Genomic DNA, 24,524 nt, shown 5'->3' on the forward strand with positions numbered 1-24,524 from the left:
TCTTGTCAGTTCCTGGGTGGCGCGGCCTTGCACCGGAAGCTGCTGGCCGACCGCTTGGACCCCTTGCCGTCGTAGTGGGCGGTCTGCGGCCAGGGGCAGAGGGGGCGGGTGAAGCCCGTTCCCTCGGGAGAATCCGCCTTGGTGGCCACGAGGTGCCCCGGAGGTTGGCCTTCCTCCACCCATTTCTCGAGTGCCGGCTGCAGGTCGAACTCTGTCGCACCGGGGCCGCCAGCGCAGTGACCCATGCCGGGGACCATGTACAGGCGCACGCTCTTCTCCGCCGAAGGACCGAGCGTCTTGCGCACCTCGTCGACGTAGCCGATGGTTTCGGCGGCCGAGATGACCGGGTCGTCCCACCCTTGATAGATGATCAGCTTGCCGCCGCGCCGCGTGAAGGCGCCGACGTCGGCGCTGGTTGCGTTGACGACGGGCGCGATCTTCCGCAGTGCGAGGGGGTAGTCGCGGTCCAGCTGAAAACTCTCGACGTTCCAGGCCGGGTCGTCGAAGACCATCCACCGGTAGAACTCCTGACCGTAGGCCCGGGTCTGCGGGGTCGTGATCCACGCGGACCAGTTGTCCTTCAAGCCTTCGCTGCCCAGTGCGGGGCCCGTCATGACCGATTGACCACTGCTCAGGCGCGGCCCGTCGTAGACCTTGCGAAGGGCCGAGACCTCGGCGCCCGTGAGGCAGGTCGACGATGCCTCGCCTCGGCATTTCAGCTCGGCAGGGTCGAAGCGACAGGCCTGGGGGTTCTCGAGAAGCCCGTCCGTCACACCGTCGAGCGCATCGCACTTGCGCATGATGGCGCGATGCACCAGCCCGAGCTTGTCGTCGAGCTGGGGCGCGCCGCCGGGTCCGAGCACGGCGTCGTAGTTCCAGATCAGTTTGGTGAGGATCTCGAGATAGCGCCTGGCGGGTGCGCCGACGATCACGCCGTCGTAGTCGGAGGGATACCGTGTGACCTCCATGAGTCCCTCTCGGCCACCGTTGGAGCAGCCGAGGAAGTAGGCATGCGTGCTGGGGCGGCCATAGCGCGCCGCGATCACTTCCTTGGCCACGACGGCAGCCAGGTGGTTGCCGCGATGGCCGAAGTCGATCACCTTCTCGGGCTGCTTGTGGACCCATGGTGCCAGGCCTGGCACGGCCTTGTGCCCGACGTCCGTCTGCACGGCGGCATACCCCTGGACCACGGCCCGGTTGAGCGTGGCGGCTCCGCCCGGGGACAGGCCGCCATCGAAGCCGGCGCCTCCGAATCCCTGCATCCTGCCGTTCCAGGTCTCCGGCATCCACACCTCGACCTTGATGTCCGAGCCCGCCACGGGTTGCAGGCGGACCCGGGCCCGGCACATGTCGGCCGCGGCAGTGGCTCCTTCGGTCTCTCCTCCCTTGATCACTTCGCCTGCCGAGAAACGTTCGGCCCCTTCGACGGTGCCTGCCTCGACCTTGAGGCCGCCCAGCGCAGTGCAGGCGTCAGGCGTCGGGGCACCGATGGCGCACGAGGCCCCTGCGACGAGGCTTGCGCAGATGATCAGCGTCCGGATTCCCGGCTTTGCCATCATGGTGCCGTCGCCTTCTCGGACTTCGCTTCCATGAAGCCTTCCGACTTGAGCCAGGCGCCGAGGGCCTCGGGCCAGCGGCCGACGGGGAGCGATGGCAGTCGCATGCCGAAACCGTGGCCGCCCTTGGCGTAGATGTGCAGCTCGGACGGGCGTCCGACGGCCTGCCACTGCTGGAACAGCTTGACGCTGCCACCGGCGGGGACCGTGCTGTCGTCCTGCGCGTGAACCAGGAACAGGGGCGGGGCGTCGGCCGCGGGTTGGGTGTCGATCACCGGCATGCCGTAGGCCGACACCGCGAAGTTGGGCCGTGCCTTGGCGTCCGCCTGCAGGACCACCCCCAGGGTCGTGATGGCGCCTGCGGAAAATCCCATCATGCCGACGCGGGTCGGGTCGATGCCGTACTTGCCGGCCATGCCGCGCACCAGCTTCAGCGCCTGGGTGGCGTCGGCCACCGCGAGCACCCGTCCCGGCTCCATCATGCGCAGCATGCCGTCCATGTCCCGCGGCGGGGCCTGGCCCGGCGCCAGGTCCAGGTGCCCCACGCGGTACTTCAGTACGAAGCCGGTGATGCCGCGGTCCGCAAGCCAGCGGGCCGGCTCGAGACCTTCGAGATCCCATGCCAGACCGCCGAAGCCGCCGCCCGGCAGGACCACGACCGCCGCGCCATTCGCCTTGCCCGGAGCGGGACGCACGACGGTGATCGTCGGCTCGTTGACGTTCGTCTTCACGAGGGTCTTGCCTGCGCCCGGCAGATTCACCTCGGTCTGTGTCTCGACCATCACCTTGTGCTCGGTGCCCGGTGCGGCGCCTGGCCATAGATTGAGTACCTCGTAGCCGACGAGCGATGTGACCATGTCCATGTGTGAGGGTTCCTGTTGCGACAAAGCGAAGTTGCAGCGCCGGGTGTCTCGACTTCTCGGGTCGAACCGGACAACTGCGTTCCAGGAATCATGCCGAAGCAGGCCTGTGGGCTGTAGCGGAGGATTCCCACCGCATGACCGTGGTGCTCGGCCTCGTCTGGGAGGAACGCTTCCCCGCGAGGTCAGGGTAAACGCGTGACGCGTCCTCTGAAGGTGGTGCGACGTCGCCTGCACGGACCCAATTCGTGGCGTTGATATCGATGCGCGAGCGCCGCCGTGAGGCGGTCGTCGAGCGTTGCATGTCGCTTCATCGAGCCCGCTGCGAGATCGGATTGTCGACCTTTCGAACGGCATAAGTGTCGCTAATGCGATGGCGGTCATCAGCTCTCTAGGGGCCCTGCACATGCAGGACTGCATGAACTCGGCGATGCCGCCACATTGCGTCGGTGGAAACCCGGCACGAATGCGCGAGGGTGGTTTGCGTGGGGGTGACGCGCCTCGTGGCGAGTCTCCGTGAATCTCCGCTGCGGCCGACAATCATGCTTAAACCATGATTGCACCAGGGCTTGATGAGTTCCGACCGCGGGGTCGGCCAGTGAGCCTCCTCTGCCTGACGCAGTCACCATCATCATTGGAGTCAATGTGACGACCAAACGTACCACCAGTTTGCCCCTCGCCGCGGGCCTCGCACTCAGCGCGATCACGCAGGCCGTGCTTGCCCAGGCCGTGACGCCCGCGCCCAGCGCGCCCGCCGTCGTGCCGGCTCCGGAGAGCGCCGCCTCGAGTCCCGAATCGTCCGTCGCGCCGGCCGCGGCTGCGCCTGCCGCGAAGCGCGCGGCGCCGTCGACGCAGCTCGATGCCGTGGTGATCGTCGCCAACAAGCGTGAGGAACGTCTGCAGGAAGTTCCCGCGTCCGCGGCCGTCGTGCAACCTCAGCAGCTCGACCAGCAGCGCGTCGTGTCGGTCGAGGACCTGCAGCGTGCGGTCCCGACCATGCAGGGGAGCGGGAACGGCCTGAGCATTCGCGGCTACGGTGCCACGTCGTTCTCTCCGACGGCCGAGGGCGCCGTGGGCGTCGTCGTCGATGGCGTGTCGATGGGCGGCTCTTCGGAGACGCCTCCGAACCTGTTCGACGTCGAACGTGTCGAAGTGCTCGAAGGCTCGCAAGGCACGCTGTTCGGCAAGAACGCATCGGCGGGCGTGGTGAACATCGTGACGGTCGCTCCGAACATGAAGAGCTTCGGCGGTGTCGCCCGCATCGAGGGTCGCACTCGCAGCAGCGGTGGCGCCCAGTTCGCGCTCAACGTTCCCGCCAGCGAGCAACTCGCCTTCCGCATCTCCGGCGGCCTGGTCCAGGATCCGCGCGTCGTGCACAACATCCCCGATGATTCGTGGGACGGAACCCAGCGTCAGAACGCCCGTGCGCGCATGCGCTGGCTGCCGACGACCGACGTGCGGGTCGACCTGAGCGTCGACAACTCGGTGAACAAGATCAAGGGCGGCACGCCGACTGTCTTCTACAAGACGACCCCTGGATCGCCCCTGACCGCAGCGCTGGCCGCGTGCGGTGTGACCGTCGGCGAGGAAAACACGCAAGGCTGCGCGAGCGAAGGCTACAAACGGAAGGACGAGAGCCGCGGCGCGTCCGGGCAGGTCGACTGGTTCCTGGGCGACTACACGCTGACGTCGATCACGGCGATTCGCCGAGCGTCGACCGAAACCACGTCCAATGAACTGGACGGCATCAACGTGCCGGTTCCGAGTGCAACGCAGGCCCCTCTCTTCAAGGACTTCAAGAACACGAGCCAGGAGTTCCGCGTGGCCTCGCCGGACTTCGAGGCGGGCAACTTCGTGCTCGGCGCGTTCTACTACAACCAGGACATCGACGGCGGATCCGAGCGGAAGATCGTGGTGCCGCCGGGGCTCACCCTGGGGGATACCAAGCAGCAGACCGGCAGCACGCGCAGCCTCGCACTCTTCGGGCAAGGGCTCTACCGTGCGACTCAGGATCTGTCCTTCACGCTCGGGGCGCGTCTCGGGCATGAACGCGTGTCCACGACCGCTTCCGGCGCGCTGCTGCCCGGCGCCATCGCGCCGGTCATCGCCGCCAACCTGAACCCGGTGAATGCCGAGCTGACGGACACCTACTACTCGTACAAGACGGGTGCGCAGTACCAGCTGACCAAGGACAACATGGTGTACGCGCTGTACACCCGGGGCTACAAGGGTCCGGCCATCAACGACGTGATTCCGTCGCCCGATACCCCGGTCATCGTGCAGCCGGAAATCCCGAAGACCTGGGAACTGGGCCTCAAGAACCAGTTCCTGAACGGGCGGGTCGGTCTGAACTTCACGGCGTATCACACCAAGGCCGAGAACTACCAGACCACCGTTCTGGACCCGATCACGCTCAGCTTCGTCTCCGGCAATGCCCCGTCGGCCACCTTCAAGGGCGGTTCGGTGAGCTTCTATGGTCGCGTCACCCCGGACCTGATGCTCAACGGTGGCCTGTCGCGCATGACGACGGAGACCGAGCGCGCCTCCATCGGTGCAACCGGTTCCGAGCCGACCATCCGGGCCACCCTGGCTGCCACGTACGGCTTCTGGGTTTCGGACTTCCGCGCATCGGTCGGGACGGACGTGACGTACGAGGACCGTCCGGCGGACGATCCGTCGGCGCCGCTCTCCTGGGCGCACAAGGCCACGATCGTCGGCGCGCAGGCCGGCTTCCGCTCGCCGGACGGCAACTGGGGGCTGACGCTCAACGTTCGGAACCTCTTCAACAAGTTCGACCCCGCCGGTCGCAGCGGCTACTTCCTGGGGCAGTTCGTCGGGGACACCGGCGCTGCATTCCAGACCTTCAAGCCGGAATCGCTCCGCGTGATCGGTCTGACCCTGGACGCGAAGTTCTGACGCCGGACTCGCTGTAGGTGCCGATGCGGATCGGCACCGCCCTGGGCCCGCCTGCCTGTGCAGCCGGGCCCAGACCATTGAAGATCCCGAAAGCCGCAGATCCGTCCGTGACGGATCTGCGGTTCGCATCAAGTGGAAGTTCGGAGAAGGGGATCGCTCGTGACCAAGAACGCAGCAACGCGTCGACCCGGAAAGCGGTGGACCGTGTGGCGAGTACTACGTTGGATTGCAGGAGTTTTGATGTCACTGCTGGTTGCATCGGCCCTGGCGCTTGCCGGGCTGTCATCGTTCCGCGAATGGACCGCCACGAAGATGCTGACGGACCCCATCGTGAGAGAGCGTCTGGCGAGCGTTCCGACGAGGACCGAGCCGGCGGACGTCGAGAAGCTCATGGTGCGCATGCGCGACGGCGTGGAGTTGAGCACGCAGGTCTTTCTGCCGAAGGGCCAGGGTCCATGGCCGGTGATCGTGGTTCGGGATCCCTACAGCTTCAGCCACTACCTCTCCTGCAAGGTGTTCGTGCGGTATGGCTACGGCTGTGTCTACCAGGAGGTGCGGGGACGGGGACCGTCGCAGGGCACCTGGTACCCCTTCATTGACGAACGCAAGGACGGACTCGACCTGCTGGCCTGGGTGCTCAAGCAGCCGTGGCAGAACGGGCGGATCGCCCTCCAGGGGGGCTCCTACGTGGGTGCCGTCCAGTGGGCGGTAGCGGGAGACCTGCCACCGGAAGTGAAGACGTTCGTGCCCACGGTCGCGCATGGCGACGTCTACGAACTCGCCTATCGCAACGGCATGTTCAACGAAGGCATCGCGGGCGTCTGGTTGCACAGCCAGGGGCGCTCGCTGCTGGGCACCGTGACGGCGGGTTCGAAGTGGGCCAAGAACGTCGCCGGCAAGTTCCCGGCGCAAGGGGTGGATGCCGGCGAGTTCCCGCTCGGGTGGGCGGCGTACCAGGACTGGATCAGGCATCCCGACAAGGACGATGCCTACTGGCAGTCCCCGGAGTACGTGGCGCTGCGCGAGGCGCATCGCAAGGTGCAGGTGCCCGTCATGATGATCGGCTACGCGAACGACTTCTTCCTTCCCGGCATGCTCCGCACCTACGAAGAGCTGCCGACGCGTGACAAGAGCGTGCTCATCGTCGGGCCGGGGAATCACGGCGGCCAGGCGGACCCGGAGGTCCAGGGCAGCTACACCCAGGACTACGCGGACACGCTCGCCTGGTTCGATCATCACCTCCGCGGTGAGCCGCTGCCCGAACGGCTGCGCCCTGGCGTCAACGTCTTCGTCCACGGCGCGAACACCTGGCGGCATGCCGAGCGGTGGCCCGCGCCGAAGGCGCCGCTCTTGCTGAACCTCGACCAGCTGGCGGGTGCCCAGCCGTGTGATGGCGGTTCGCTCTCCGACGACACGCCCGCGGCCGGGCAGACGGTGTCCTACGTCTACGATCCTCGCCACCCGGTCCCCACCCGCGGAGGCGCGTTCGTGCTGTTGAGTGATTCCGTGGAGGCGCAGCGCAACGACCTGTGCGAACGAGAGGACGTCCTGTCGTTCGCCTCGGCATCGTTCGACGCGGAAACCCTCCTCGATGGGCCGATCCGGATCCGGTTGCGCGTCTCGAGCGACGCGCCGGACACCTCGTTCACCGTGAAGCTCTCCGAGCATTTCGCCGATGGTCGCGTCTACAACATCCGCGACGACATCAGCAGCCTGAGCATGCGCAATGGCGCGCAGCATCGCGTGGCGTACGTGCCCGGTGAGCCGGTCGAGGTGACGTTCGATCTGACGCCGATCCTGTGGCAGATGAAGAAGGGGTCACGGCTGCGCCTGGACGTGTCCTCGTCGAGTGCGCCGGCCTTCTTCCCTCATCCCAACCGGAGCGGCCTGTGGAGCGAAGTCGCTGACCCCGTGGTCGCGCGGCAAGTGCTGCTGGGCGGGACGGTCGAACTTCCCGTCAAGTGATCGCATCGTCGCCGGGACGTGTCGGCACGCATCACGGCTGCTGGACGCAGGTGAAGTTGTCCGCGTCCCGCGTGGATCCCTGGCCGTTGTACCTCGCGGCCTGAGGCCAGGGGCACAGAGGATGGGTGGCAGCCCTCGTGCCGACCCATGACGACGTGCGGGTGGCGAGAATGACCCGTTGCGGCGCCTGGCCCCGTTCCACCCAGTCCTCCAACGCCTGAAGCATGTCCGCGCCCTCGCCGCAATGAGGCATGCCTGGCGCCATGAAGAGGCGGACGCTGTCATCGGTGCGAGGCCCGAGTTTGTTTCGGACGGTCTCGTGATAGCGAACCGTGTTGTGGGCGGAGATCAGGGTGTCCGCCCATCCGTGGTAGAGGATCAGCTTGCCGCCACGTTGGACGAATGCGTCGATGTCGCCGCTGCTGGAGTCCGTGATGTGTCCGGTGCGGCTTCGGGCGAGGGGGTAGTCCCGGTCCAGATCGAATCGGGTGGCGTCCCAGCGGGGATCGCCGTGCACCAGCCAGCGGTAGTACTCGGGCCCTCCGATGCTGGTCATGATGGAGGACATCACCCATCCCGCGCCCTCGCTGCCCAAGGCCGGGCCCGCGATGAGGTGCTCCCCCGTCGCCAGGCGAGGACCGTCGTACAGCTTTCGCAACGCAGACAGTTCCGCCGCGTTCAGGCAGGCGGCCGTGTCGAAGACCTTGCATCGCAGGACGGCCGGGTCGAAGCGGCACTGCGTCGGGTTCTCCAGCACGCCGTCGTCCACGCCGTCCAGCCGGTCGCAGGCCTGCAGCACGGCCTGGTGGACGGCGGGCAGCTTGGTGTGCAGCGTCGGTGCGGTCGCGAGGATCTGCGAGTTCCAGATCATCTGCGCCATGATCTCTCCGAAGTTCATGGCGGGCGAGCCGGCGATCACGCCGTCGTAGTCTTCGGGATATCGGCTCACTTCCATCAGCGCCTCCCGCCCACCGCCGGAGCAGCCTTGGAAGTAGGCGTGTCGCACAGGTGCCTTGTAGAAGATCTCGATGAGCTGCTTCACCGCAAACGCGATCTCGTGGTTGGCGCGATGACCGAAATCGTCGACCTTGTCGGGCTGGCGATGGGCCCACCGCGCCGTTGCGCTCACGGCGTGACCGAGGTCGCTCGTCGCGGTGGCATACCCTTGCGCACTGCTCGCGTTCATGAGCCCTTCGCTCTGGGCGATGCCGCCGCTGAATCCGCCGCCACCGTAGCTGAGCAGCTTGCCGTTCCAGGTGTACGGCAACCAGGCTTCGGCCCGGATGTCCGAGTTCGGCGTCGGTCGCAAACGCAGTTGCACGCGGCACAGGGATGTGGATGCCTTCGCGCTCATCACGCCGCCGAGGGCCTGGCCCTTCTCCAGGCTCTCCGCGCCATGGATCTGCCCGGTCCCCACCGTTCGCCCCACGAGTGACGCACAGGCTTCGGCCGGAGGCTCGACTTGGGCGCCCGCCGCAGCGGGCATCAAGGCCAGGAGGGACGCCAGCGCTCCCCATTTGACCCACGGGTGTTGTTCTGCCAATCGCATGGTGCTCGGATGTTCAAGTCGCGGTCAGCCCGCATCGGCATGTTGCCGCCGGGCGCGCCGGCGGGCGACGGGAGCTTCACCACGGCCACGGCGCTGAGCCGACACTTGGAGGGGCGGCCGGGACGGGGCGTGCTCGGGTGCAAACCCCAGCGTCCGGTTCGCGTCCCGCATGGAGGAAGGACGGCTGCGGTGCGGGCAACACCGCCGCGGACAGGGCGGAGCTCGTGCCTCAAGTAGTCGTCCTTTTGAATGGCATTAGCTGCACGTTGATCGACGGCGTTTCGCCAGGGGAATGCCCGCCGTGACACAGACGGGCATGCACAGTCCCCAGAGAAACCCGGAACCGGCCAACCGGAAGGCGCTCCGGTCGGGGGGCGCCAGCGATCGGAGGGGCCCGTGAAGCCCCCCTGTTTCAGAGTCGTGCCACCGTCGAACAATGACGGATCGTGTTTCCATCGAGCCGGCTGTCGGAGTGAAAGTGAAGAATCCGTGTTGTGGTGTGCTGTTCGCCCTTTCCCTGGTCGTGCTGTCGGGATGTGCCCGCTCCGTTGAACCGGATGCGGCCGCCGTCGCATGTTCCGCGCTCACGGGGAAGGTGTTGAGCCATGGCATCGTCAAGCAGGCGACGCCCGTGACGGCGGGGCAGTCCATGTCGCTGGCAGGCGTCGACGACAAGGTCGTCGCGCCGTTCGGCTTCTGCCGCATCGAGGCGACCCTCCGGTCGGAGCCCGGGTCCGAGATCCAGTCGCTGTACTGGCTGCCCATGAAGCCGTCCTGGAACGGCAAGTTCGTCGGACTGGGCAACGGGGGGTTCGGCGGCGTGATCCAGGAGGCACACATGTTCCCGGCATTGCGTCAGGGCTTCGCCGTGGCCGCCACGGACATGGGGCATCCCGCGAGCTTCCCCCAGAATTTGGCGCCGATGAACGGCAAATGGGCCTACCAGCAACCGGTCAAGGTGCTGGATTGGGCTTACCGCGCGAACCATTTGACCGCGGCGACCGGCAAGGAACTCATCGACGCCCACTTCGGCCAGAAGCCCAAGCGTTCGTATTTCCACGGCTGCTCGGATGGTGGCCGCGAAGCGCTGATGCAGGCGGGTCGCTATCCCGACGACTATGACGGCATCATCGCCGGTGCGCCTGCCGCGGCGTTCACCGACTTGATGGCACACGCCCAATGGAACAACCGCCAGGCGGTCCCCACGCAGCTGACCGAAGAGAAGCTCGACCGGCTGCATGCCGAGGTGCTCGATCGTTGCGACGCACTGGACGGGGCCAAGGACGGTCTTCTGGAGAGCCCGTCTGCGTGCCGGTTCGATCCCGAAGTGCTGTCGTGCAAGCCGGGGGACGACCCGAAGCGCTGCCTCACTGGTGCCGAGGTCGAAGCCGTGCGAGCCACCTACAGGGGCCCGCGCACCGCGGACGGTCAGCAACTCTCCGCGGGGTTCAGCCCGGGGAGTGAGTACAAGGAAGGGTGGAGCCTCTGGATCACGGGGCCGACCCTTCCGCTGGTCGGCACGGTCAAGAGCATGACGGGCGGGAGTCTTCTTTCGACGGACTTCTTCCGTTGGATGGTGCACGCCGATCCGGACTGGGAACGTGAGCGGTTCGACCTCGACAAGGATTTGCCGCTTGCCCGCCAGCGCCTCGCGGCGACCATCAACTCCGACCAGCTCGACATGACCCCGTTCTTCGCCCGGAACGGCAAGCTGATGCTCTATCACGGCTGGTCCGATGCGGCGTTGCCGCCGATGAACACGGTTCGCTACTTCGAAAGGCTGCAGGCCCGTCACGCGGACGCGGCGACGCAGCAGCTGCGCCTGTTCATGGCACCCGGGATGGGGCACTGCATGGGCGGCCCGGGTCCCAGCGTGTTCGATGCCCTGGACGCCATGGATCGATGGACGGAGGGTGGGCCGCCGCCGGAACAGATGGTGGCCACCAAGTTCGACAAGGACGCTGCAGGCGCCTTGGGTCAGACCGCCAAGGTGCAGCGCACCCGCCCGCTGTGCGCGTGGCCCAAGGTGGCACGGTGGACGGGCCAGGGCTCGATCGACGCGGCCGAGAACTTCAGCTGCCAGACCCCGTGAGGGCCTCGGAGCAAGGTCGGTGAAGGTGATGCCGCGTGTCGCCGGTGTGTGTCGGGGCGACCTTGGAATTCATCGCGGGACACCCCGTGGAACGGGGTCGTCAGCCAGGAGTACCACTGATGATCAAGCGTGTCGTTCGATCGCGGGCGGCGGGGAAGCTCGCTCTCGCCATCTCCGCGGTCGTGAACGTGCTGACTGCGCAGGCGCAAGGCACCACGCCGACACCGTCGGCCGTCAGTCCGCAGGCCATCCGGGAGGCTGACAACCCGCTGCGGTTGATCATCGAAGCGGGCAAGCTCAAGCGCCGAGCCAAGGCGGATGAGCCCGCCGCAGCGGAGCCTGAGAACCGGCCGACACGGGCAGCACCAGCACCGCGCCAAGCCGCGCCCAAGCCTGCGCAGATGCCCGCGAAAGCCCTGCCGTCCGCCAGCGAGGGCGTGGTTGCCGCAGAGTCTCTTCGCGCGCCGCCGCCCGAGGCGATCGCCTCTGCGCCGTCCATGGCCAAGGCGGCAAGCGGAGCCGAATCGGCCCGCCTGCCCGAGCGCGCGTCCGTCGAGGCACCGGGGGCCACCCCGGTCCCTTCGCGGCTGGTGCAGGTCGTGGAGCCCGAGATTCCCCTGGCCGTGCTGCGCCGCATGACCAGGGACATCGAAGTGGTGGTCGACTTCATCGTGAACGTCGACGGCAGTGTTTCGGATGTGACCGTCCGTTCCAGTCCGATCAAGGCGGTGGAGCCCGCGGTGGTGCAGGCCGTGGCCCAATGGCGCTACGCCCCGGTCTCCGAGGCGCGGGCGCAGTCGGCGCAACTGGTGCTTCAGGCCGGGCCCTGAACGGGCCCGGGCGTCAGCCCTGTGCGCGATGCGAGGAGACCGCGTCGCGAAGCACGGGGGCGATCACGCTGGTCAGGTTCGCACCCGGCTGCTGCACCATCGACACCACCGCCAGTTCGAGCTCCGGATCCGACCAGGTGACGGTGCCGTAAGCGCCGCCCCATCCGAACGTTCCCAGCCCTCGCCCGTGGCCGCATGACGGGTCCTCCAGCACCGCGACACCCAGGCCGAATCCGAAACCTCCGGTCCAGTCCGGGTAGACCTCGTCGAACAGCTGACCAACGTGGTTCCGCGCCATCGATCGGACCGACTCCGGCTTGAGGATCTGGCGCCCCTCAAGCGTGCCGTGGTTCAACAGCATCAGTTCGTAGCGCAGGAAGTCGTGGGCCGTGCTGAACAGATTGCCGGCCCCCGAAAGATGCCGGTACGGGCCATCGCCGAACATCGAGGGAATGGCCTGCCAGCTGTCCCCGGCCCTCTGGACGACCGGGACGATGCGCCCGCGCTCCGCCGCAGGCACGTTGAAGGCCGTGTCCCGCATGCCGAGGGGCTGGAACAGGCGCTCCTCGAGGAACACGTCGGCGCTCAGGCCCGAACAGACCTCGACGATGCGAAGCAGCGTGTCGAAGCCGTCGGTCGGGGAATAGGCCCAGCGGCTGCCAGGCTGGAAGTCCAACGCCATCGATCCGAGGCGATCGACGTAGTCGGCCAGGCTGTCGCCCTGACGGCGCTCGACCTTGTTGATGAGCGATGCAACCGACGTCAGTCCGCCCATCGGGGCGCTGGAGAGGCCGCCGGTATGGGTCAGCAGGTCCTTGATCCGGAGCTCGCGTTGTGCAGGGACGAGCCGGACCTCTTCCGGTGAGGTCGTTCCCGGCGGGGCGACGGCGACCTGTTGATCCTTGAAACTCGGAATGAAGCGGCTGACCGGGTCATCGATGTCGAGGCGCCCGTCTTCCTGCATCATCAGCACGGCCACGGCCGTGATGGACTTCGTCGACGACATCATCCGGAACAGATCATGAGCCTGCAGGCGCATGCCGGATGTCGCGTCGCGGAACCCCTGAGCTTCATGGAAGATCAGTTCGTTCCTGTGTGCCACGGCGGTCACGGTGCCGAGGATCCGGTCCTGGTCGATCTGCTGCTGCAGCGCGGCTCTCAGCGCGTCCACAGGCGGTGGAAGATGTGTTCCGGATGTGTGGCTCATCGTCAGTACGTCGCCCGACCCGCCGAAAGGTCGAACACGGCGCCGGTGGCGCAGGAGTTCTCCTCCGACAGCAGCCAGCAGACCATGGACACCACTTCGTCGACTTCGACGAACCGGCCCCGCGGAATCTTGGAGAGCATGTAGTCGATCTGGGCCTGTGGCATCTGATCGAACATCTTCGTGCGCGCCGCCGCCGGCGTGATCGCGTTGACCGCGATGTTCAGCGTTGCCGTCTCCTTGCCCAGGCTCTTGGTCAGGGCGAGCATGCCAGCCTTCGCGGCACCATACGCTGATGCGTTGGGATTGCCTTCCTTCGCCGCGATCGACGCGACGTTGACGATCCGGCCGTAGTCGGCCGCGATCATCACCTTGACCACGGCCTGGTTCACGTGGAAGGTGCTCACGAGGTTGGTTTGGATCACGCGGTTCCAGTCCTCGGGGGGGTAGTCCGCCAGCGGCGTGGTGGGACCCGTGATGCCGGCGCTGTGCACGAGGCCATCGATGCGGCCGCGGCGGGCCATCACATCGCGCACGGCGTCATGCACGGCGGCGTTGTCGGTCAGGTCGATGGACCGCGTTCCAACGCGGTCCCCGCCGTTCAGTTCCTGGCTCGCCGCGTCCAGCGCGCCGGCGTCGATGTCCCAGAGCTCGATGCTCGCGCCACTGGCGAGCAGCCGGGCGGCGATGCCCTTGCCGAAGCCGCCGGCGCCGCCGGTGATGACCACCACGCGGTTCTTGAAGTCGTAAGCGTTCATGGGTCCTCCGTCAGCTCGCCACCGTGAATTGAGACTGCTCGCCCAGACCCTGGATGCCCAGGCGCATGCGTTGTCCGGCGCGCAGGAAGACGGGCGTGGGCTTGATGCCCATGCCGACACCCGGTGGCGTGCCCGTGGAGATGACGTCGCCAGGCTGCAGGCTCATGAACTGGCTGAGGTAGGCCACCAGTTGCGGCACCTTGAAGATCATGTGGCGGGTGTTGCCGTTCTGGTAGCGGTGGCCGTCGACGTCGAGCCACATGTCGAGCGCGTGCGGGTCGGCCACCTCGTCCGACGTGACCAGCCACGGGCCGATCGGACCGAAGGTGTCGCACCCCTTGCCCTTGTCCCAGCTGCCGCCGCGCTCGAGCTGGTAGCTGCGTTCCGAGACGTCGTTGATGACGCAGAAGCCCGCGACGTGCGCCATCGCGTCCTCTTCCCGGATGTAGGCGCCGCCCTGGCCGATGACGACACCGAGTTCCACCTCCCAGTCCGTCTTCTCCGACGCGCGCGGAATCCTGACGTCGTCGTTCGGGCCGACCACCGACGAGAGCCATTTGCTGAACACGATGGGCTCGTTCGGAATGGGCATCCCGGACTCCGCCGCGTGATCGGAATAGTTGAGGCCGATGCAGATGAACTTCCCGATGCGACCCACGCACGGCCCCACACGCAGGCCGGCATCCAGCGCCGGCAGGCGGGTGTGGTCGAGCGCGCGCAGTGCCTGCAGCCCCTGGGGCAACAGGACCTCGCCGCCGATGTCCGGGACCACACCGGACAGGTCTCGGATCACTCCGCTCGTGTCCAGCAGGGCGGGACGCTCTTGGCCGGGGGCGCCGACGCGCATCAATTTCATGGTTCCAAACTCCTCTGTCTTGTCTCGCGCTTGTCGCCGGGGGCGTTCAATGCGAATGGGCGGGAATGTCGGCGCCTCGGCAGCCGACGAGAAAATCGAAGTCGCAGCCTTCATCGGCCTGCAGGACGTGTTCGAGGTAGAGGCCTCGGTAGCCGCCGGGGGGAGCGACCGGCGCGGTCTCGGCGGGCTGTTGCTCGCGGGCGGCGAGGCGCGCCTGCAGTACCTCGTCGGAGATGTCGAGGTGGATGCGACCGCCCATGGCATCGATCTCGATCCAGTCCCCATCGCGCACGATGGCCAGGGGGCCGCCGGCCCGTGCTTCGGGAGACACGTGCAGGACGACGGTGCCGTAGGCCGTGCCACTCATGCGGGCGTCGCTGATGCGGACCAGGTCGGTGACGCCTTGGGCGAGCAACTTCGGCGGCAGGCCCATGTTGCCGACCTCGGCCATGCCCGGATAGCCGAGCGGGCCGCAGTTCTTCAGGACCATGACGGACTGGGCGTCGACCGGCAGGTCCGGGTCGTTGATGCGCGACTTGTAGTGGTCGAAGTTCTCGAACACCACGGCGCGACCCGCATGCTTCAGCAGGGACGGTGTCGCGGCCGAAGGTTTCAGGACGGCGCCCCGCGGCGCGAGGTTCCCACGCAGCACGCACAGTCCGCCGTCGGCGGCGAGCGGCTTGTCGATGGGACGAATGACCTCGTCGTCGTGGATCGGGGCTTCGCGAACGTTGTTCCAGAGGGTGTCCCCGTTGACGGTCAGTGCGTCCGGGAAGGGGATCAGTCCGGCTTCGCCCAGTCGCCTCAGGACGGCAGGCAGGCCACCGGCATAGTAGAAGTCCTCCATCAGGAACTTGCCCGACGGCTGCAGGTTGACGATCGTGGGCGCGCCGCGTCCCCAGCGCGTCCAGTCGTCGAGGTCCAGCGCCACGCCGATGCGCCCGGCAATCGCCTTCAGGTGGATGACGGCGTTGGTGCTGCCGCCGATCGCCGCGATGGTGCGGATGGTGTTGCAGAAGGCCTCGCGGGTGAGGATCTTCGACAGCCGCAAGTCATCCCAGACCATCTGCACGATCCGCATGCCACTCATGTGGGCCAGGACGCTGCGGCGCGAATCCACGGCGGGGATGGCGGCGTTGTGAGGCAGGGTCACACCGAGCGCTTCCGCCATGCTGGCCATCGTGCTGGCGGTGCCCATGGTGTTGCAATGGCCCGCGGAGCGCGACATGTCGGCCTCGGCCGCCATGAAGTCGTGAATGGAAATGGTGCCGGCCTTCACTTGTTCGGAGAGCTGCCACACACCCGTGCCCGAGCCGATCGTCCCGCCCTTGTGGCGGCCGTTGAGCATGGGTCCGCCGGAGACGACGAGTGCCGGCACATCGCAGCTGGCAGCGCCCATCAGCAGCGCCGGCGTGGTCTTGTCGCAGCCGGTCAACAGGATGACGCCATCGATCGGATTCCCGCGGATGGCCTCTTCCACGTCCATGCTCGCGAGGTTCCGGGTCAGCATGGCGGTGGGCCGCAGGTTCGACTCGCCGTTGCTGAAGACCGGGAACTCCAGCGGGAAGCCGCCCGCCTCGATCACGCCTCGCTTCACGTGTTCCGCGAGCTGGCGGAAGTGCGCGTTGCAAGGTGTCAGCTCGCTGAACGTGTTGCAGATGCCGATGATCGGTTTGCCTGCGAACTGATGCGAGGCGATGCCCTGGTTGCGCATCCATCCGCGGTGGATGAAGCTGTTCTTGTCCGCGCCACCGAACCAATGGGACGAGCGAAGCGGCTTCTTGGCCTCAGTCATGCGCCTTGTCCTTCGTCAGCAGGTCCCGCAGGTCCTCGCCGGGGTCCGGCTGTGGCTGCATCTGGACATCGTCGGGCAACGAGCCGATCCGCGCGATGTTGCCGTAGAAGTAGGCGCTGCTCTTGGGCTTGCGCTCCATCGTCGTGCGGTCGACCCCGATGAGGCCGAACTGCATCTTGTAGCCGAAGTACCACTCGAAGTTGTCGAAGGCGGACCAGTAGAAGTACCCCAGCACCTGGATGCCTTCGGCGATGCACTGGTGGACGCCCGCCAGCGATCGGCCGATGAACTCGACCCGGTCCTTGTCGTTGGCGACGGCCGCCCCGTTCTCGCTGATGAGGATCGGCTTGTCGGTCTCGCGGGCGATGGTCCGCAGGACGCCGGCCAGGGCCTCCGGCGCGAACTCGAACTTCATCTGCGTCTGCATGGTGCCGGCGGGCACGTGGTACCGGCCGCCGACGTCGTAGATGGTCCGGGTGTAGGTCTGCGTGGAAACGAAGTCGTCATCGGCGATCAACGGCAACCATTGGCGGAACTTTCGTTGCCAGGCATCCAGCGCGTACTTCTCCGCGCCGGGCTTGGCCTGTGCCTGCTGCAGGGACAGGGAGAAGCCGACCTTGGCATGCGGTGCGACACGGCGGATCACGGCCCGTGCGGCCCGGTGCGCGGCCATGACGGTGGCGACGCCCTTCGCATCGACGGCCCCGATGAAGCTGCAATACAGCGACTCGTCGTCGATGCCGCAGCGCTCCGCGGCGGTCTTCTTCCATTGGTTGTTCGAGATGCGGTCGATCGCATCCCGGTCCCCCTTCACGATGAGCTGCTGGACATAGTCGTGCAACACGGCAGAGATGTTGCATTCGTTCATCGTCACGACGTGCCGCACCCGCGCTCCCAGTCGCTGCATGACGCGCTCGACGTACTGCGCGAAGCGCACCGGCGTCTCGTCGCCTCGCCAGCCTCCGAACTTCATCAGCCACTGGGGCGAGGTGAAGTGGTGCAGCGTGATGACCGGCTCCAGGCCGTGCCGGATGCAGGTGTCGCAGACGTCGGCATAGTGGTCCAGAACCTCGTCGCTCCATACCCCCGGGGCGGGTTCCACGCGGGCCCACTCGATGGAGAAGCGGTACGCCTTCAAGCCGAGCCTGGCGAGCAACTCGATGTCGGTGGCGTAGCGGTTCCAGTGATCCAGCGCGTCACCGGACGGTTCGACGAAGGGCGAACCGGGCAGTTGTTCCTCGAGCCAGAGGTCGGCGTTGGTGTTGCGACCCTCGACCTGGTGGGCCGAAGTGGCGGCACCCCAGAGGAAGCCGGCGGGGAATGTTCGCTGCATGTGTTTCGATTCCGTGTTGGTCGTTCGGCGGGTGTTCCGAGGGATTCTCCGGACGGCACTGCGGCGCGCACACAGTGCTTGTCCGCGCACCGCATGGGTGGCCGGGGTTCGCTCGATGGGGGGCGGGGTTGGGGATACCCCCCGGTCTGGCGGGGCCGGACGGACGTTTCGAGCCGCGCCGGGGCGAGCTTCGCCCGCGCGCGGCCTCGCGGACGGCGATCTCGGAGGGCGGGACGCAGGAGGAGGCCCGGCATTAGCCGGGCTTATCCCGCAGTTCAGCTCGAACGTGTGGTGTCGTCAGGACGAACGTTTGACGGGCACGATCAGCGCCGCGGCCACGACGACGACGGCGGCGCCGACGATCCAGACCAGCTGGTAGGAGCCCGTCAGGGCGACGACCTGGCCCGCGACGATCGGGCCCAAGGTCATGCCCAGCGTGGTGGAGGCGTTCGTCATGCCGAGATCGCGGCCCGCGGATCCGTCCTTGTCGGGCAGCACCTCGATCATCAGCGCGGTGTCGATCGCGTAGTACATGCCGAGGGCGATGCCGGCGATGGCCTGCTGGATGAAGATCGCGGGGAGCGTCGGCCAGAAGGCGGGCACGAGGAAGGAGAAGGCCATGGCCAGCGACCCGACGATCACGAAGATCTTGCGCTTCTTCCAGCGGTCCGACAGCTTGGCGGAGAGGGCCATCGCGATCAGCGTGGCAGGCAATGCCACCAGGCCCATCAGCGGCGCGATCTTGGCGGCTTCGGTCACCGACAGCGCCGGCTGGATGTAGCTCTGCAGCATGTAGACGGCGAAGGTGCCGGTCAGCTGCCAGCCCAGCATGAAGACGGCGCGGCCGGTCCACACGAACGCGAAGTCACGGTCCTTCAGGGAGGCGAACAGCGAGCGGAACATGTCCCAGGGCGAGACCTTCGGCGCCCGCAGGTCGAGTGACGAACGGTCCGGCGCGAAGCGCAGGAAGGCGAAGCACAGGACGATCAATGCGACCCCCAGGGGGAGGGCCGCATTGACGCCCATCACGGCGTACAGCTGCCCCGTCGTCACGGCGCCGCACAGCGCGCCCAGCATCAGGCCCAGGCCACCCAGCGTCGATACGCGCGCGAGGTTGTCTTCCGGGACACGGTCGGCGACCGTGGTGTTGAGCGGGCCCTGGGCCAGGCTCACCGCCAGTTGAACGAGCGAGAACGCTGCGATCAACAGCCCCACGGTCGTCGAGAAGCGCAGTGTCGTGATCGCCGCCGCGCCGAGCACCGCTCCCGCGGCGATCCAGGGCGCGCGCCGGCCCCAGGCCGATCGCGTGCGGTCCGAGAGGACGCCGACGATGGGTTGAACCAGCATGGTGAGGGCGAACACGATGGTCATGCCCAGAGAGAGGGCGCCGGCACGGGCCACCTCGTAACGGCTCAGCAGGTCGAGGAGTCGGGTTTGCTCCGCATCGGGAACGACCTTGCCCGCCGTGATGGCGGCTTTGAGGTCGGTCAGCTGCTTCAGGTCGACGCTGGCGTCGGGCCCGACGAAGAACTTGGCGAACTCGATTCGCTGGAGCTCGAGGGGGAAGATGATGGACGACACGCCGCCGAGCGCCGCCGTGATGGCGAAGACGGCCAGCGGCATCGCGATCTTGTAGCGGCGGAAGGCAGGCCCCGGCGTGTACTTGCCGGTCGGCTCCGCCGCGGCCGCCTCGGGCCCTGCGTGTTCGTGGACGATGGTCGTCATTCCTGGTCTCCGGTGATCATGCCGGCGCGTGCGTCCGGCACATGAAAAGTGATGGCTTCAGCTTCGCCTCGGGCGCTCATTCGAATTCTTCGAGCGACCATTCCGATCGCCACTCGATGCGGGGCCGGTCGCCGTCGAAGCGCAGCGGAAGCCACACATGACCCGACTTCGATGTGTCGACCGCGGCAAACAAGGTGTGAGCCAGCTGCTTGTCTTCGTCGCTCAGCTCCTGCTTCGGGACCGCGAAGGCCTTCTCGAAGATGGACCACACACGGGCGGACAGTTCCCCGCTCTCGAATTCGGCGCCCTCCAGGGTGAGCCACCGGTCCGCGATGGCGATGTAGAGGTCGCGCTTGCCCGGATGCTTGAACACGGAGCTGATCTGCGAGTTGAAGGAGGTCCGGGTCACATCGGTCGGGTGCAGGTCACCCAGCTCCGTCCACGGGCCGTGGATGTTCTCCGCGACCGCCGCTTCCGATGGGTTGGGGAAGTAGTGGGTCGTTCCCGACGTCAGCAGGTAGTGCTTGCCTTGTCTGTGGAAGTGCGCCGGTGCCTCCCGGACCGACGGCACGCCGGGGCGAGGGAAGTGGGCGCTGTGGTGGCCGGTGAAGTCCGTGTAGTCGTCGGTCAGGTCGGCGCAGATCATGTCCGAGTGGACGCGTTCGAACACCATGGTGCCGCGCCCGGTGATCGAGTCCACGACCAGGTCGAAGTCGCCGGCGCTCATGCCCAGCGGCAACTGATCGCGGCGGACGAGTTCGTAGGGGCCCAACAGCGAATCCGCCGTGAGCACGGATCGGGTCTGCGCGGTCTCGCCCATGACCTTGATCCAGCACACGTACTTCCTGGTCTTTGCGTTGAAGACGATGTGAGGACGGTCCATCATCCGGGCCGGGTGCAGCGGCGAGCTCCGGTCTTCGGGCTCGGGGGCGATGATGACGCCGCGGTCCTCCCAGTGGTACAGGTCCTTGGACGAGTAGCACTTCACGCCCCAGTGCCAGATGTCGTCCTTGCCCGTGGTGCGTTCCTTGTTCTCGCCGTACCAGAAGAACGTATCGCCTTCCTGGATGACTGAGCCGCCATGAATTGCGATCGGTTTGCCGGAGATATCCAGCCAGGTCATTCCAGGGCGAAACATGGTTACTCCACGGTTACTGCGAGGTGGACGGGGGCTGCACGGCCGGGCCCGCCTTGGGGGGCTCGCCGGTACGGACCGGCGGGCGCGGTGCATTGTCGACGTCGTTCACGGGTGCGTCCTATAGCTCGCTGCTTCTGCTCAACATTCGATGTACTAATGTGGGCGGATCACGAATCGGCGGCGTTGGCGTCAGGCCAGAGAGGTGGGCATGTTGTGCGCGCGACATCTCGCGGTCGGTTGCGCCGAGGCGGTGGGCCTCGAACTTTTTACCGGGTTTTCACTGTTCAAGTGCTGCAGTGCATCAGATCCTGAAGCAGCACGAGCCTGATGCAGTGTGGTGAATCTCCAGTCGCTCCGGAATCGCTGCTGGGGCACCATCGTGCGGAGAACCGTGGTCATGCGGCGGGAGGCCGTTCGCCACGCCCATCCGACAAAGGAGCACATCCGCATGAAAAACTCTTCCGCCATCTATCCCAGCCTGGCCGGCAGGCACATCTTCATCACCGGGGGCAGTTCGGGGATCGGTGGCGACATGGTGGCCGCGTTCGCGCGACAGGGGGCCCGCGTGTCCTTCGTCGGACGCAGTGCCTCGTCGGCTGAGAAGGTCGTGCGCGCCTGTGAGGGTGCGGCGGTTCAACCGCACTTCATCCCCGTCGATCTCGCCGACGTGGACGCCTTGCGCGCCGCGTTCGGTGAAGCGATCGAGCGATCCGGTGACCTCGATGTCCTGGTGAACAATGCCGCCAACGACGAGCGCCACGCCTTCCTCGAGGTGACACCCGAGTACTTCGATCAGCGCGTGGCCATCAACCTCAAGGCGCACTTCTTCGCGGCACAGGCCGCGTTGCCGTCGATGCGGCGGCGTGGGGGTGGCAGCGTCATCAACGTCGGCTCGACCAGCTGGAAGCTCAAGGGGGCAGGCTACGCGGCCTACGCGACCTGCAAGTCGGCGGCCACCGGGCTGACGCGCAGCCTGGCTCGCGAGTTCGGTCCCGACAGCATCCGCGTCAACACGTTGACGCCGGGCTGGGTGATGACGGAGCGGCAGCTCGACCGGTGGGTGGACGAGGCCGGGGAACGCGCCATGGACGAGAACCACTGTCTGCCGGGGCGCATCCTGGGAAGCGATGTGGCCGATCTCGCCCTCTTCCTGGCTGCCGACGAGAGCCGGATGATCACGGCACAGGAGTTCGTCATCGACGCAGGGTGGACCTGAGTCGATCGCCCGGGCTGAAGTCTTTGAAGGCTGGCCTGGCGCCCGACGAGGGTCGCCAGGCCAGCTAGCCGGGTCACTGACCTCTGAAGACCACGTCCAGCGGCACGATCATCTCGGCCTCTCCGGTGGCGCTGCACTGGATGCGGCGAACCGCCGGCAGGACGTAGCGCTGATAGGCCTTGGGACCGGAGACCGGCTGCACGTCGACGATCCGGTTTCCTTGAACGCGAAGGGAAACCTTGACGGTGCCATCGATGCCGACTTTGTCGTAGACCCCATCGAGCGCCTGCTGGAGGGTCGCCATGTACCCCGGGCAGGCGATGGATGCCTCGACGCTCACGGGGGCCGGCGGCGGTGCGGGGGGCGCAGGCGGCGCGGGCGGCGGCGGCACGGGCTGCGTCGTCTGGACCGCCGTGATCGTCGGGGCCGCAGGCGCTGCCACGGCCACCTCGGGTGGGGGCACGTACGCGGGCGGCGGCGGCTTGGGCGCCTTCGGCGCATCCACGATCTTCTCGACCTTCCGCGGCGGTGGCGGCGGTGGCGGCGGGGGCGGAGGTGGTGGCGGCGGCAGCTTGACCTCCTGGATGATGCTCGCCTCGAGCGGTTTCTTGACCACCTCGACCGCCTTGCGGGCCAGGCCGGACACGAGGGCATAGCCCAGCAACCCGTGGAAGCCGACCATCACGGCCAGGCCGACGGGGCTGAACTTTCCTTTCGGCTTGAAGTCCCGGCTGGGACGTGGTGCGGGGGCGTTGATTGCGCTGGCATTCATTGGACGAACTGCTCCGAGCCGACGATTCCGATCTTGGTGAGCCCCTGCCGTTGCGCCGAGGCCATGACCCCTGCGACGACTTCATATCGCGCCTTGCGGTCCGGTCGCAGGTGCACCTCCGGCTGGATCGGTTGGGCCGCGATCAGCTCCATGCGACGCTGCAGTTCCGGCATGTCGGGGATGCTCTCGCCGTTCCACAGGATGGTGCTGCTCGCATCGATGTCCAGCCGCAAGACCTCAGGCTCCACCGTCGGCGGCGGCGGGTTGCCGGTCGGCATGTTGATGTCGACGGAATGAAGCTGGATCGGGATGGTGATGATCAGCATGATGAGCAGGACCAGCATCACGTCGATCAGCGGCGTGGTGTTGATGTCCATCATGGGTTCGTCCGCCGTCGCGGTGTATCGACGGGCTTTCGCCTTGTTTTTCATTCGTCACCCGTTGGATGGCGGTTCGGTGATGAACCCGATCTTCGAGATGCCCGCCCGCTGGCACGCATAGATGATGCGGCCGACGGGTTCGTAGTCGCTCTTCCAGTCGCCCCGGATGTGGACGCCCGGCTGGGGCGACATCACGGCCACCTTCTTCAGCCGGTCGACGAGCGCCTCCGTGTCCCTGATGGGCGCGTCGTACCAGTAGATGCGACCCGCACGGTCGACCGAGATGACGATGTCTTCCGGTTTGCTCTCCCGGACTTCGTTGCGCTCTTTCGGCAGATCGACCGGCACCGAGTAGTTCACCACCGGAATCGTGATCAGGAAGATGATCAGCAGGACCAGCATCACGTCGACGAGCGGCGTGGTGTTGATCGTCGAAACGAGCTGGTCTTCTCCGGCACCCGAAGAAGGAATGTTCATGCCCATGGCAGCGCTTCCTCGGCCGGCGTCAGGCCGTCTGCGGTTTCGCGAGCAGGACCGAGTGGAGTTCTCCGCTGAAGTCGCGCACGTTGTCCATCACGGCCGTGTTCCGGCGCAGCAGCCAGTTGTATCCCAGCACCGCGGGCACCGCCACGGCGAGACCGATGGCCGTCATGATGAGTGCCTCGCCCACCGGGCCGGCCACCTTGTCGATGGAGGCCTGGCCCGCGACACCGATGGCGGTCAACGCGTGGTAGATGCCCCAGACGGTGCCGAAGAGGCCGACGAACGGGGAGGTCGAGCCGACGGTCGCCAGCAGCGACATGCCGTTGGACAGGCGACGCTGCACCCGCTCGGTGGCGCGGTGGATCGACAGATCCACCCAGTCGTTGAAGTCCACCGCGGCCCGCAGGCCGCTGTGCTTCTGCGTCGCTTCGATGCCGGCTTCGGCAATGAACCGGAACGGGCTTCCATCGGCCAATCGGGTTGCGCCGGCCTTGACCGTTCCGGCCTCCCAGAAGTCCTTCTCGGCCTTCGCGGCCTGGCGGCCCATGCGGGACTGCTCGAGGAGCTTCGTCACGATGACGTACCAGCTGGCCATGCTCATGATCGCCAGCATCACCAGCACGCCCTTCGCGACGGCGTCACTCTGGCGCCACATCGCTTCCACGCCGTACGGGTTGTCCACCTTGGCGGCCGCGGCCTTGGCGACAGGCGCTGCGGACGCCACGGCGGCCGGCACCGACGACGCGGGTTGATCCGCCTGCGCCACCGCCGCATCCGTACCGACCAGCATTCCCAGGCAAAGGCACGCGGCCGAGGCCACCCGTTGCATCCAATACTTCCGCACACTCATCGTCACTTCTCCAACTGTCAGGTATTGATGGATTGAGCATCCGCGGACCCGAGGTGGTCTTCGCGACGCATGTCATGACGATAGTGAGGGGGGCTGTTCATCGCGATCGGACATGCCCGGGGCTGGGCGAAGCATGTGCCCGATGTGGGGTTCGGGCGCGTGCTCAGGTGACTCAGGGAATCCACCAATCTCCTTCGCCGCGAGATTTCGCTTCAACCCCTCTCCAACGGGGCCTCGGCCGTGGGA

Annotated in this window: 19 protein-coding genes; 5 read left to right on the top strand and 14 right to left on the bottom strand. The window is 66.8% G+C overall.

Translation table 11 applies throughout. The features are described from left to right. Positions 1 to 5: 5 nt before the first annotated feature. Positions 6 to 1,559, bottom strand: coding sequence for a tannase/feruloyl esterase family alpha/beta hydrolase (locus A4W93_RS06550; RefSeq protein WP_085749852.1), 1,554 nt, complete (start codon positions 1,557 to 1,559; stop codon positions 6 to 8). Continuing rightward, positions 1,556 to 2,419 carry an alpha/beta hydrolase gene (locus tag A4W93_RS06555; RefSeq protein WP_157782125.1) on the bottom strand — a complete coding sequence of 288 codons (864 nt, stop codon included), beginning with the start codon at positions 2,417 to 2,419 and terminating at the stop codon, positions 1,556 to 1,558. Before A4W93_RS06555 ends, A4W93_RS06550 begins: the two co-directional genes overlap by 4 nt. 642 nt (positions 2,420 to 3,061) lie before the next feature. Between A4W93_RS06555 and A4W93_RS06560 the strand changes: the two genes are divergently transcribed. Together A4W93_RS06560 and A4W93_RS06565 are read left to right on the top strand one after the other, a co-directional pair. Continuing rightward, a complete protein-coding gene (locus tag A4W93_RS06560; RefSeq protein ID WP_157782126.1) occupies positions 3,062 to 5,332 on the top strand; it encodes a TonB-dependent receptor in 2,271 nt (756 codons plus the stop codon). A gap of 240 nt (positions 5,333 to 5,572) precedes the next feature. Next, entirely contained in the window at positions 5,573 to 7,297 is a 1,725-nt protein-coding gene (locus A4W93_RS06565; protein WP_085749855.1) for a CocE/NonD family hydrolase, read from the top strand. Positions 7,298 to 7,328: 31 nt separating this feature from the next. Here the strand turns inward: A4W93_RS06565 and A4W93_RS06570 are convergent, their stop codons facing one another. Continuing rightward, entirely contained in the window at positions 7,329 to 8,846 is a 1,518-nt protein-coding gene (locus A4W93_RS06570) for a tannase/feruloyl esterase family alpha/beta hydrolase (protein WP_085749856.1), read from the bottom strand. 472 nt (positions 8,847 to 9,318) lie between these two features. Here A4W93_RS06570 and A4W93_RS06575 point away from each other — a divergent pair, with 472 nt between their 5' ends. Together A4W93_RS06575 and A4W93_RS06580 are read left to right on the top strand one after the other, a co-directional pair. Further along, positions 9,319 to 10,938 (top strand): tannase/feruloyl esterase family alpha/beta hydrolase, encoded by a 1,620-nt coding sequence (locus A4W93_RS06575; RefSeq protein ID WP_169726511.1) that lies wholly within the window; start codon positions 9,319 to 9,321, stop codon positions 10,936 to 10,938. 119 nt (positions 10,939 to 11,057) lie between these two features. Next, positions 11,058 to 11,768: an energy transducer TonB gene (locus A4W93_RS06580; protein WP_085749858.1), complete on the top strand. Its 711-nt coding sequence runs from the start codon at positions 11,058 to 11,060 to the stop codon at positions 11,766 to 11,768. Between the two features lie 13 nt (positions 11,769 to 11,781). Here A4W93_RS06580 and A4W93_RS06585 read toward each other — a convergent pair whose 3' ends face one another. The 7 genes from A4W93_RS06585 to A4W93_RS06615 form a co-directional block, all read right to left on the bottom strand. Next, on the bottom strand, positions 11,782 to 12,975 hold the full coding sequence (locus tag A4W93_RS06585) for a serine hydrolase domain-containing protein (RefSeq protein WP_085749859.1): 1,194 nt from the start codon (positions 12,973 to 12,975) through the stop codon (positions 11,782 to 11,784). 2 nt (positions 12,976 to 12,977) lie between these two features. Continuing rightward, complete coding sequence (locus tag A4W93_RS06590; protein ID WP_085749860.1) at positions 12,978 to 13,730, bottom strand: SDR family oxidoreductase; 753 nt, start codon at positions 13,728 to 13,730, stop codon at positions 12,978 to 12,980. A 10-nt stretch (positions 13,731 to 13,740) separates the two neighbouring features. Then, a complete protein-coding gene (locus A4W93_RS06595) occupies positions 13,741 to 14,586 on the bottom strand; it encodes a fumarylacetoacetate hydrolase family protein (RefSeq protein WP_085749861.1) in 846 nt (281 codons plus the stop codon). Between the two features lie 46 nt (positions 14,587 to 14,632). Then, a complete protein-coding gene (locus A4W93_RS06600; RefSeq protein ID WP_085749862.1) occupies positions 14,633 to 16,381 on the bottom strand; it encodes an IlvD/Edd family dehydratase in 1,749 nt (582 codons plus the stop codon). Continuing rightward, positions 16,374 to 17,714: a glycoside hydrolase family 1 protein gene (locus A4W93_RS06605; protein ID WP_085749863.1), complete on the bottom strand. Its 1,341-nt coding sequence runs from the start codon at positions 17,712 to 17,714 to the stop codon at positions 16,374 to 16,376. The genes A4W93_RS06600 and A4W93_RS06605 overlap by 8 nt, the downstream gene beginning before the upstream one ends. A gap of 297 nt (positions 17,715 to 18,011) precedes the next feature. After that, a complete protein-coding gene (locus A4W93_RS06610; RefSeq protein ID WP_085749864.1) occupies positions 18,012 to 19,439 on the bottom strand; it encodes an MFS transporter in 1,428 nt (475 codons plus the stop codon). A 76-nt stretch (positions 19,440 to 19,515) separates the two neighbouring features. Further along, positions 19,516 to 20,562 (bottom strand): family 43 glycosylhydrolase, encoded by a 1,047-nt coding sequence (locus A4W93_RS06615; protein ID WP_218919187.1) that lies wholly within the window; start codon positions 20,560 to 20,562, stop codon positions 19,516 to 19,518. A gap of 463 nt (positions 20,563 to 21,025) precedes the next feature. Between A4W93_RS06615 and A4W93_RS06620 the strand changes: the two genes are divergently transcribed. Next, the gene (locus tag A4W93_RS06620; RefSeq protein WP_085749866.1) at positions 21,026 to 21,793 is read left to right on the top strand and encodes an SDR family NAD(P)-dependent oxidoreductase; all 768 of its coding nucleotides are present in this window, start codon (positions 21,026 to 21,028) and stop codon (positions 21,791 to 21,793) included. 73 nt (positions 21,794 to 21,866) lie between these two features. Here the strand turns inward: A4W93_RS06620 and A4W93_RS29520 are convergent, their stop codons facing one another. The 4 genes from A4W93_RS29520 to A4W93_RS06640 are packed head-to-tail and all read right to left on the bottom strand — an operon-like array spanning position 21,867 to position 24,278. Next, entirely contained in the window at positions 21,867 to 22,565 is a 699-nt protein-coding gene (locus A4W93_RS29520; RefSeq protein ID WP_099959867.1) for an energy transducer TonB, read from the bottom strand. Next, positions 22,562 to 22,996, bottom strand: coding sequence for an ExbD/TolR family protein (locus tag A4W93_RS06630; protein WP_085749868.1), 435 nt, complete (start codon positions 22,994 to 22,996; stop codon positions 22,562 to 22,564). Before A4W93_RS06630 ends, A4W93_RS29520 begins: the two co-directional genes overlap by 4 nt. A gap of 3 nt (positions 22,997 to 22,999) precedes the next feature. Then, entirely contained in the window at positions 23,000 to 23,428 is a 429-nt protein-coding gene (locus tag A4W93_RS06635) for an ExbD/TolR family protein (protein WP_085749869.1), read from the bottom strand. A 22-nt stretch (positions 23,429 to 23,450) separates the two neighbouring features. Continuing rightward, complete coding sequence (locus A4W93_RS06640; protein ID WP_085749870.1) at positions 23,451 to 24,278, bottom strand: MotA/TolQ/ExbB proton channel family protein; 828 nt, start codon at positions 24,276 to 24,278, stop codon at positions 23,451 to 23,453. Positions 24,279 to 24,524: the final 246 nt, after the last annotated feature.

The organism is Piscinibacter gummiphilus (assembly GCF_002116905.1).
Taxonomy (GTDB): Bacteria; Pseudomonadota; Gammaproteobacteria; order Burkholderiales; family Burkholderiaceae_C; genus Rhizobacter; species Rhizobacter gummiphilus.

Coding starts and splice junctions, on each gene's coding strand:
- A4W93_RS06550 (WP_085749852.1), bottom strand. CDS start 1,559: ATGATGGCAAAGCCGGGAATCCGGACGCTGATCATCTGCGCAAGCCTC.
- A4W93_RS06555 (WP_157782125.1), bottom strand. CDS start 2,419: ATGGACATGGTCACATCGCTCGTCGGCTACGAGGTACTCAATCTATGG.
- A4W93_RS06565 (WP_085749855.1), top strand. CDS start 5,573: ATGTCACTGCTGGTTGCATCGGCCCTGGCGCTTGCCGGGCTGTCATCG.
- A4W93_RS06570 (WP_085749856.1), bottom strand. CDS start 8,846: ATGCGATTGGCAGAACAACACCCGTGGGTCAAATGGGGAGCGCTGGCG.
- A4W93_RS06580 (WP_085749858.1), top strand. CDS start 11,058: ATGATCAAGCGTGTCGTTCGATCGCGGGCGGCGGGGAAGCTCGCTCTC.
- A4W93_RS06585 (WP_085749859.1), bottom strand. CDS start 12,975: ATGAGCCACACATCCGGAACACATCTTCCACCGCCTGTGGACGCGCTG.
- A4W93_RS06590 (WP_085749860.1), bottom strand. CDS start 13,730: ATGAACGCTTACGACTTCAAGAACCGCGTGGTGGTCATCACCGGCGGC.
- A4W93_RS06595 (WP_085749861.1), bottom strand. CDS start 14,586: ATGAAATTGATGCGCGTCGGCGCCCCCGGCCAAGAGCGTCCCGCCCTG.
- A4W93_RS06600 (WP_085749862.1), bottom strand. CDS start 16,381: ATGACTGAGGCCAAGAAGCCGCTTCGCTCGTCCCATTGGTTCGGTGGC.
- A4W93_RS06605 (WP_085749863.1), bottom strand. CDS start 17,714: ATGCAGCGAACATTCCCCGCCGGCTTCCTCTGGGGTGCCGCCACTTCG.
- A4W93_RS06610 (WP_085749864.1), bottom strand. CDS start 19,439: ATGACGACCATCGTCCACGAACACGCAGGGCCCGAGGCGGCCGCGGCG.
- A4W93_RS06615 (WP_218919187.1), bottom strand. CDS start 20,562: ATGACCTGGCTGGATATCTCCGGCAAACCGATCGCAATTCATGGCGGC.
- A4W93_RS06620 (WP_085749866.1), top strand. CDS start 21,026: ATGAAAAACTCTTCCGCCATCTATCCCAGCCTGGCCGGCAGGCACATC.
- A4W93_RS29520 (WP_099959867.1), bottom strand. CDS start 22,565: ATGAATGCCAGCGCAATCAACGCCCCCGCACCACGTCCCAGCCGGGAC.
- A4W93_RS06630 (WP_085749868.1), bottom strand. CDS start 22,996: ATGAAAAACAAGGCGAAAGCCCGTCGATACACCGCGACGGCGGACGAA.
- A4W93_RS06635 (WP_085749869.1), bottom strand. CDS start 23,428: ATGGGCATGAACATTCCTTCTTCGGGTGCCGGAGAAGACCAGCTCGTT.
- A4W93_RS06640 (WP_085749870.1), bottom strand. CDS start 24,278: ATGAGTGTGCGGAAGTATTGGATGCAACGGGTGGCCTCGGCCGCGTGC.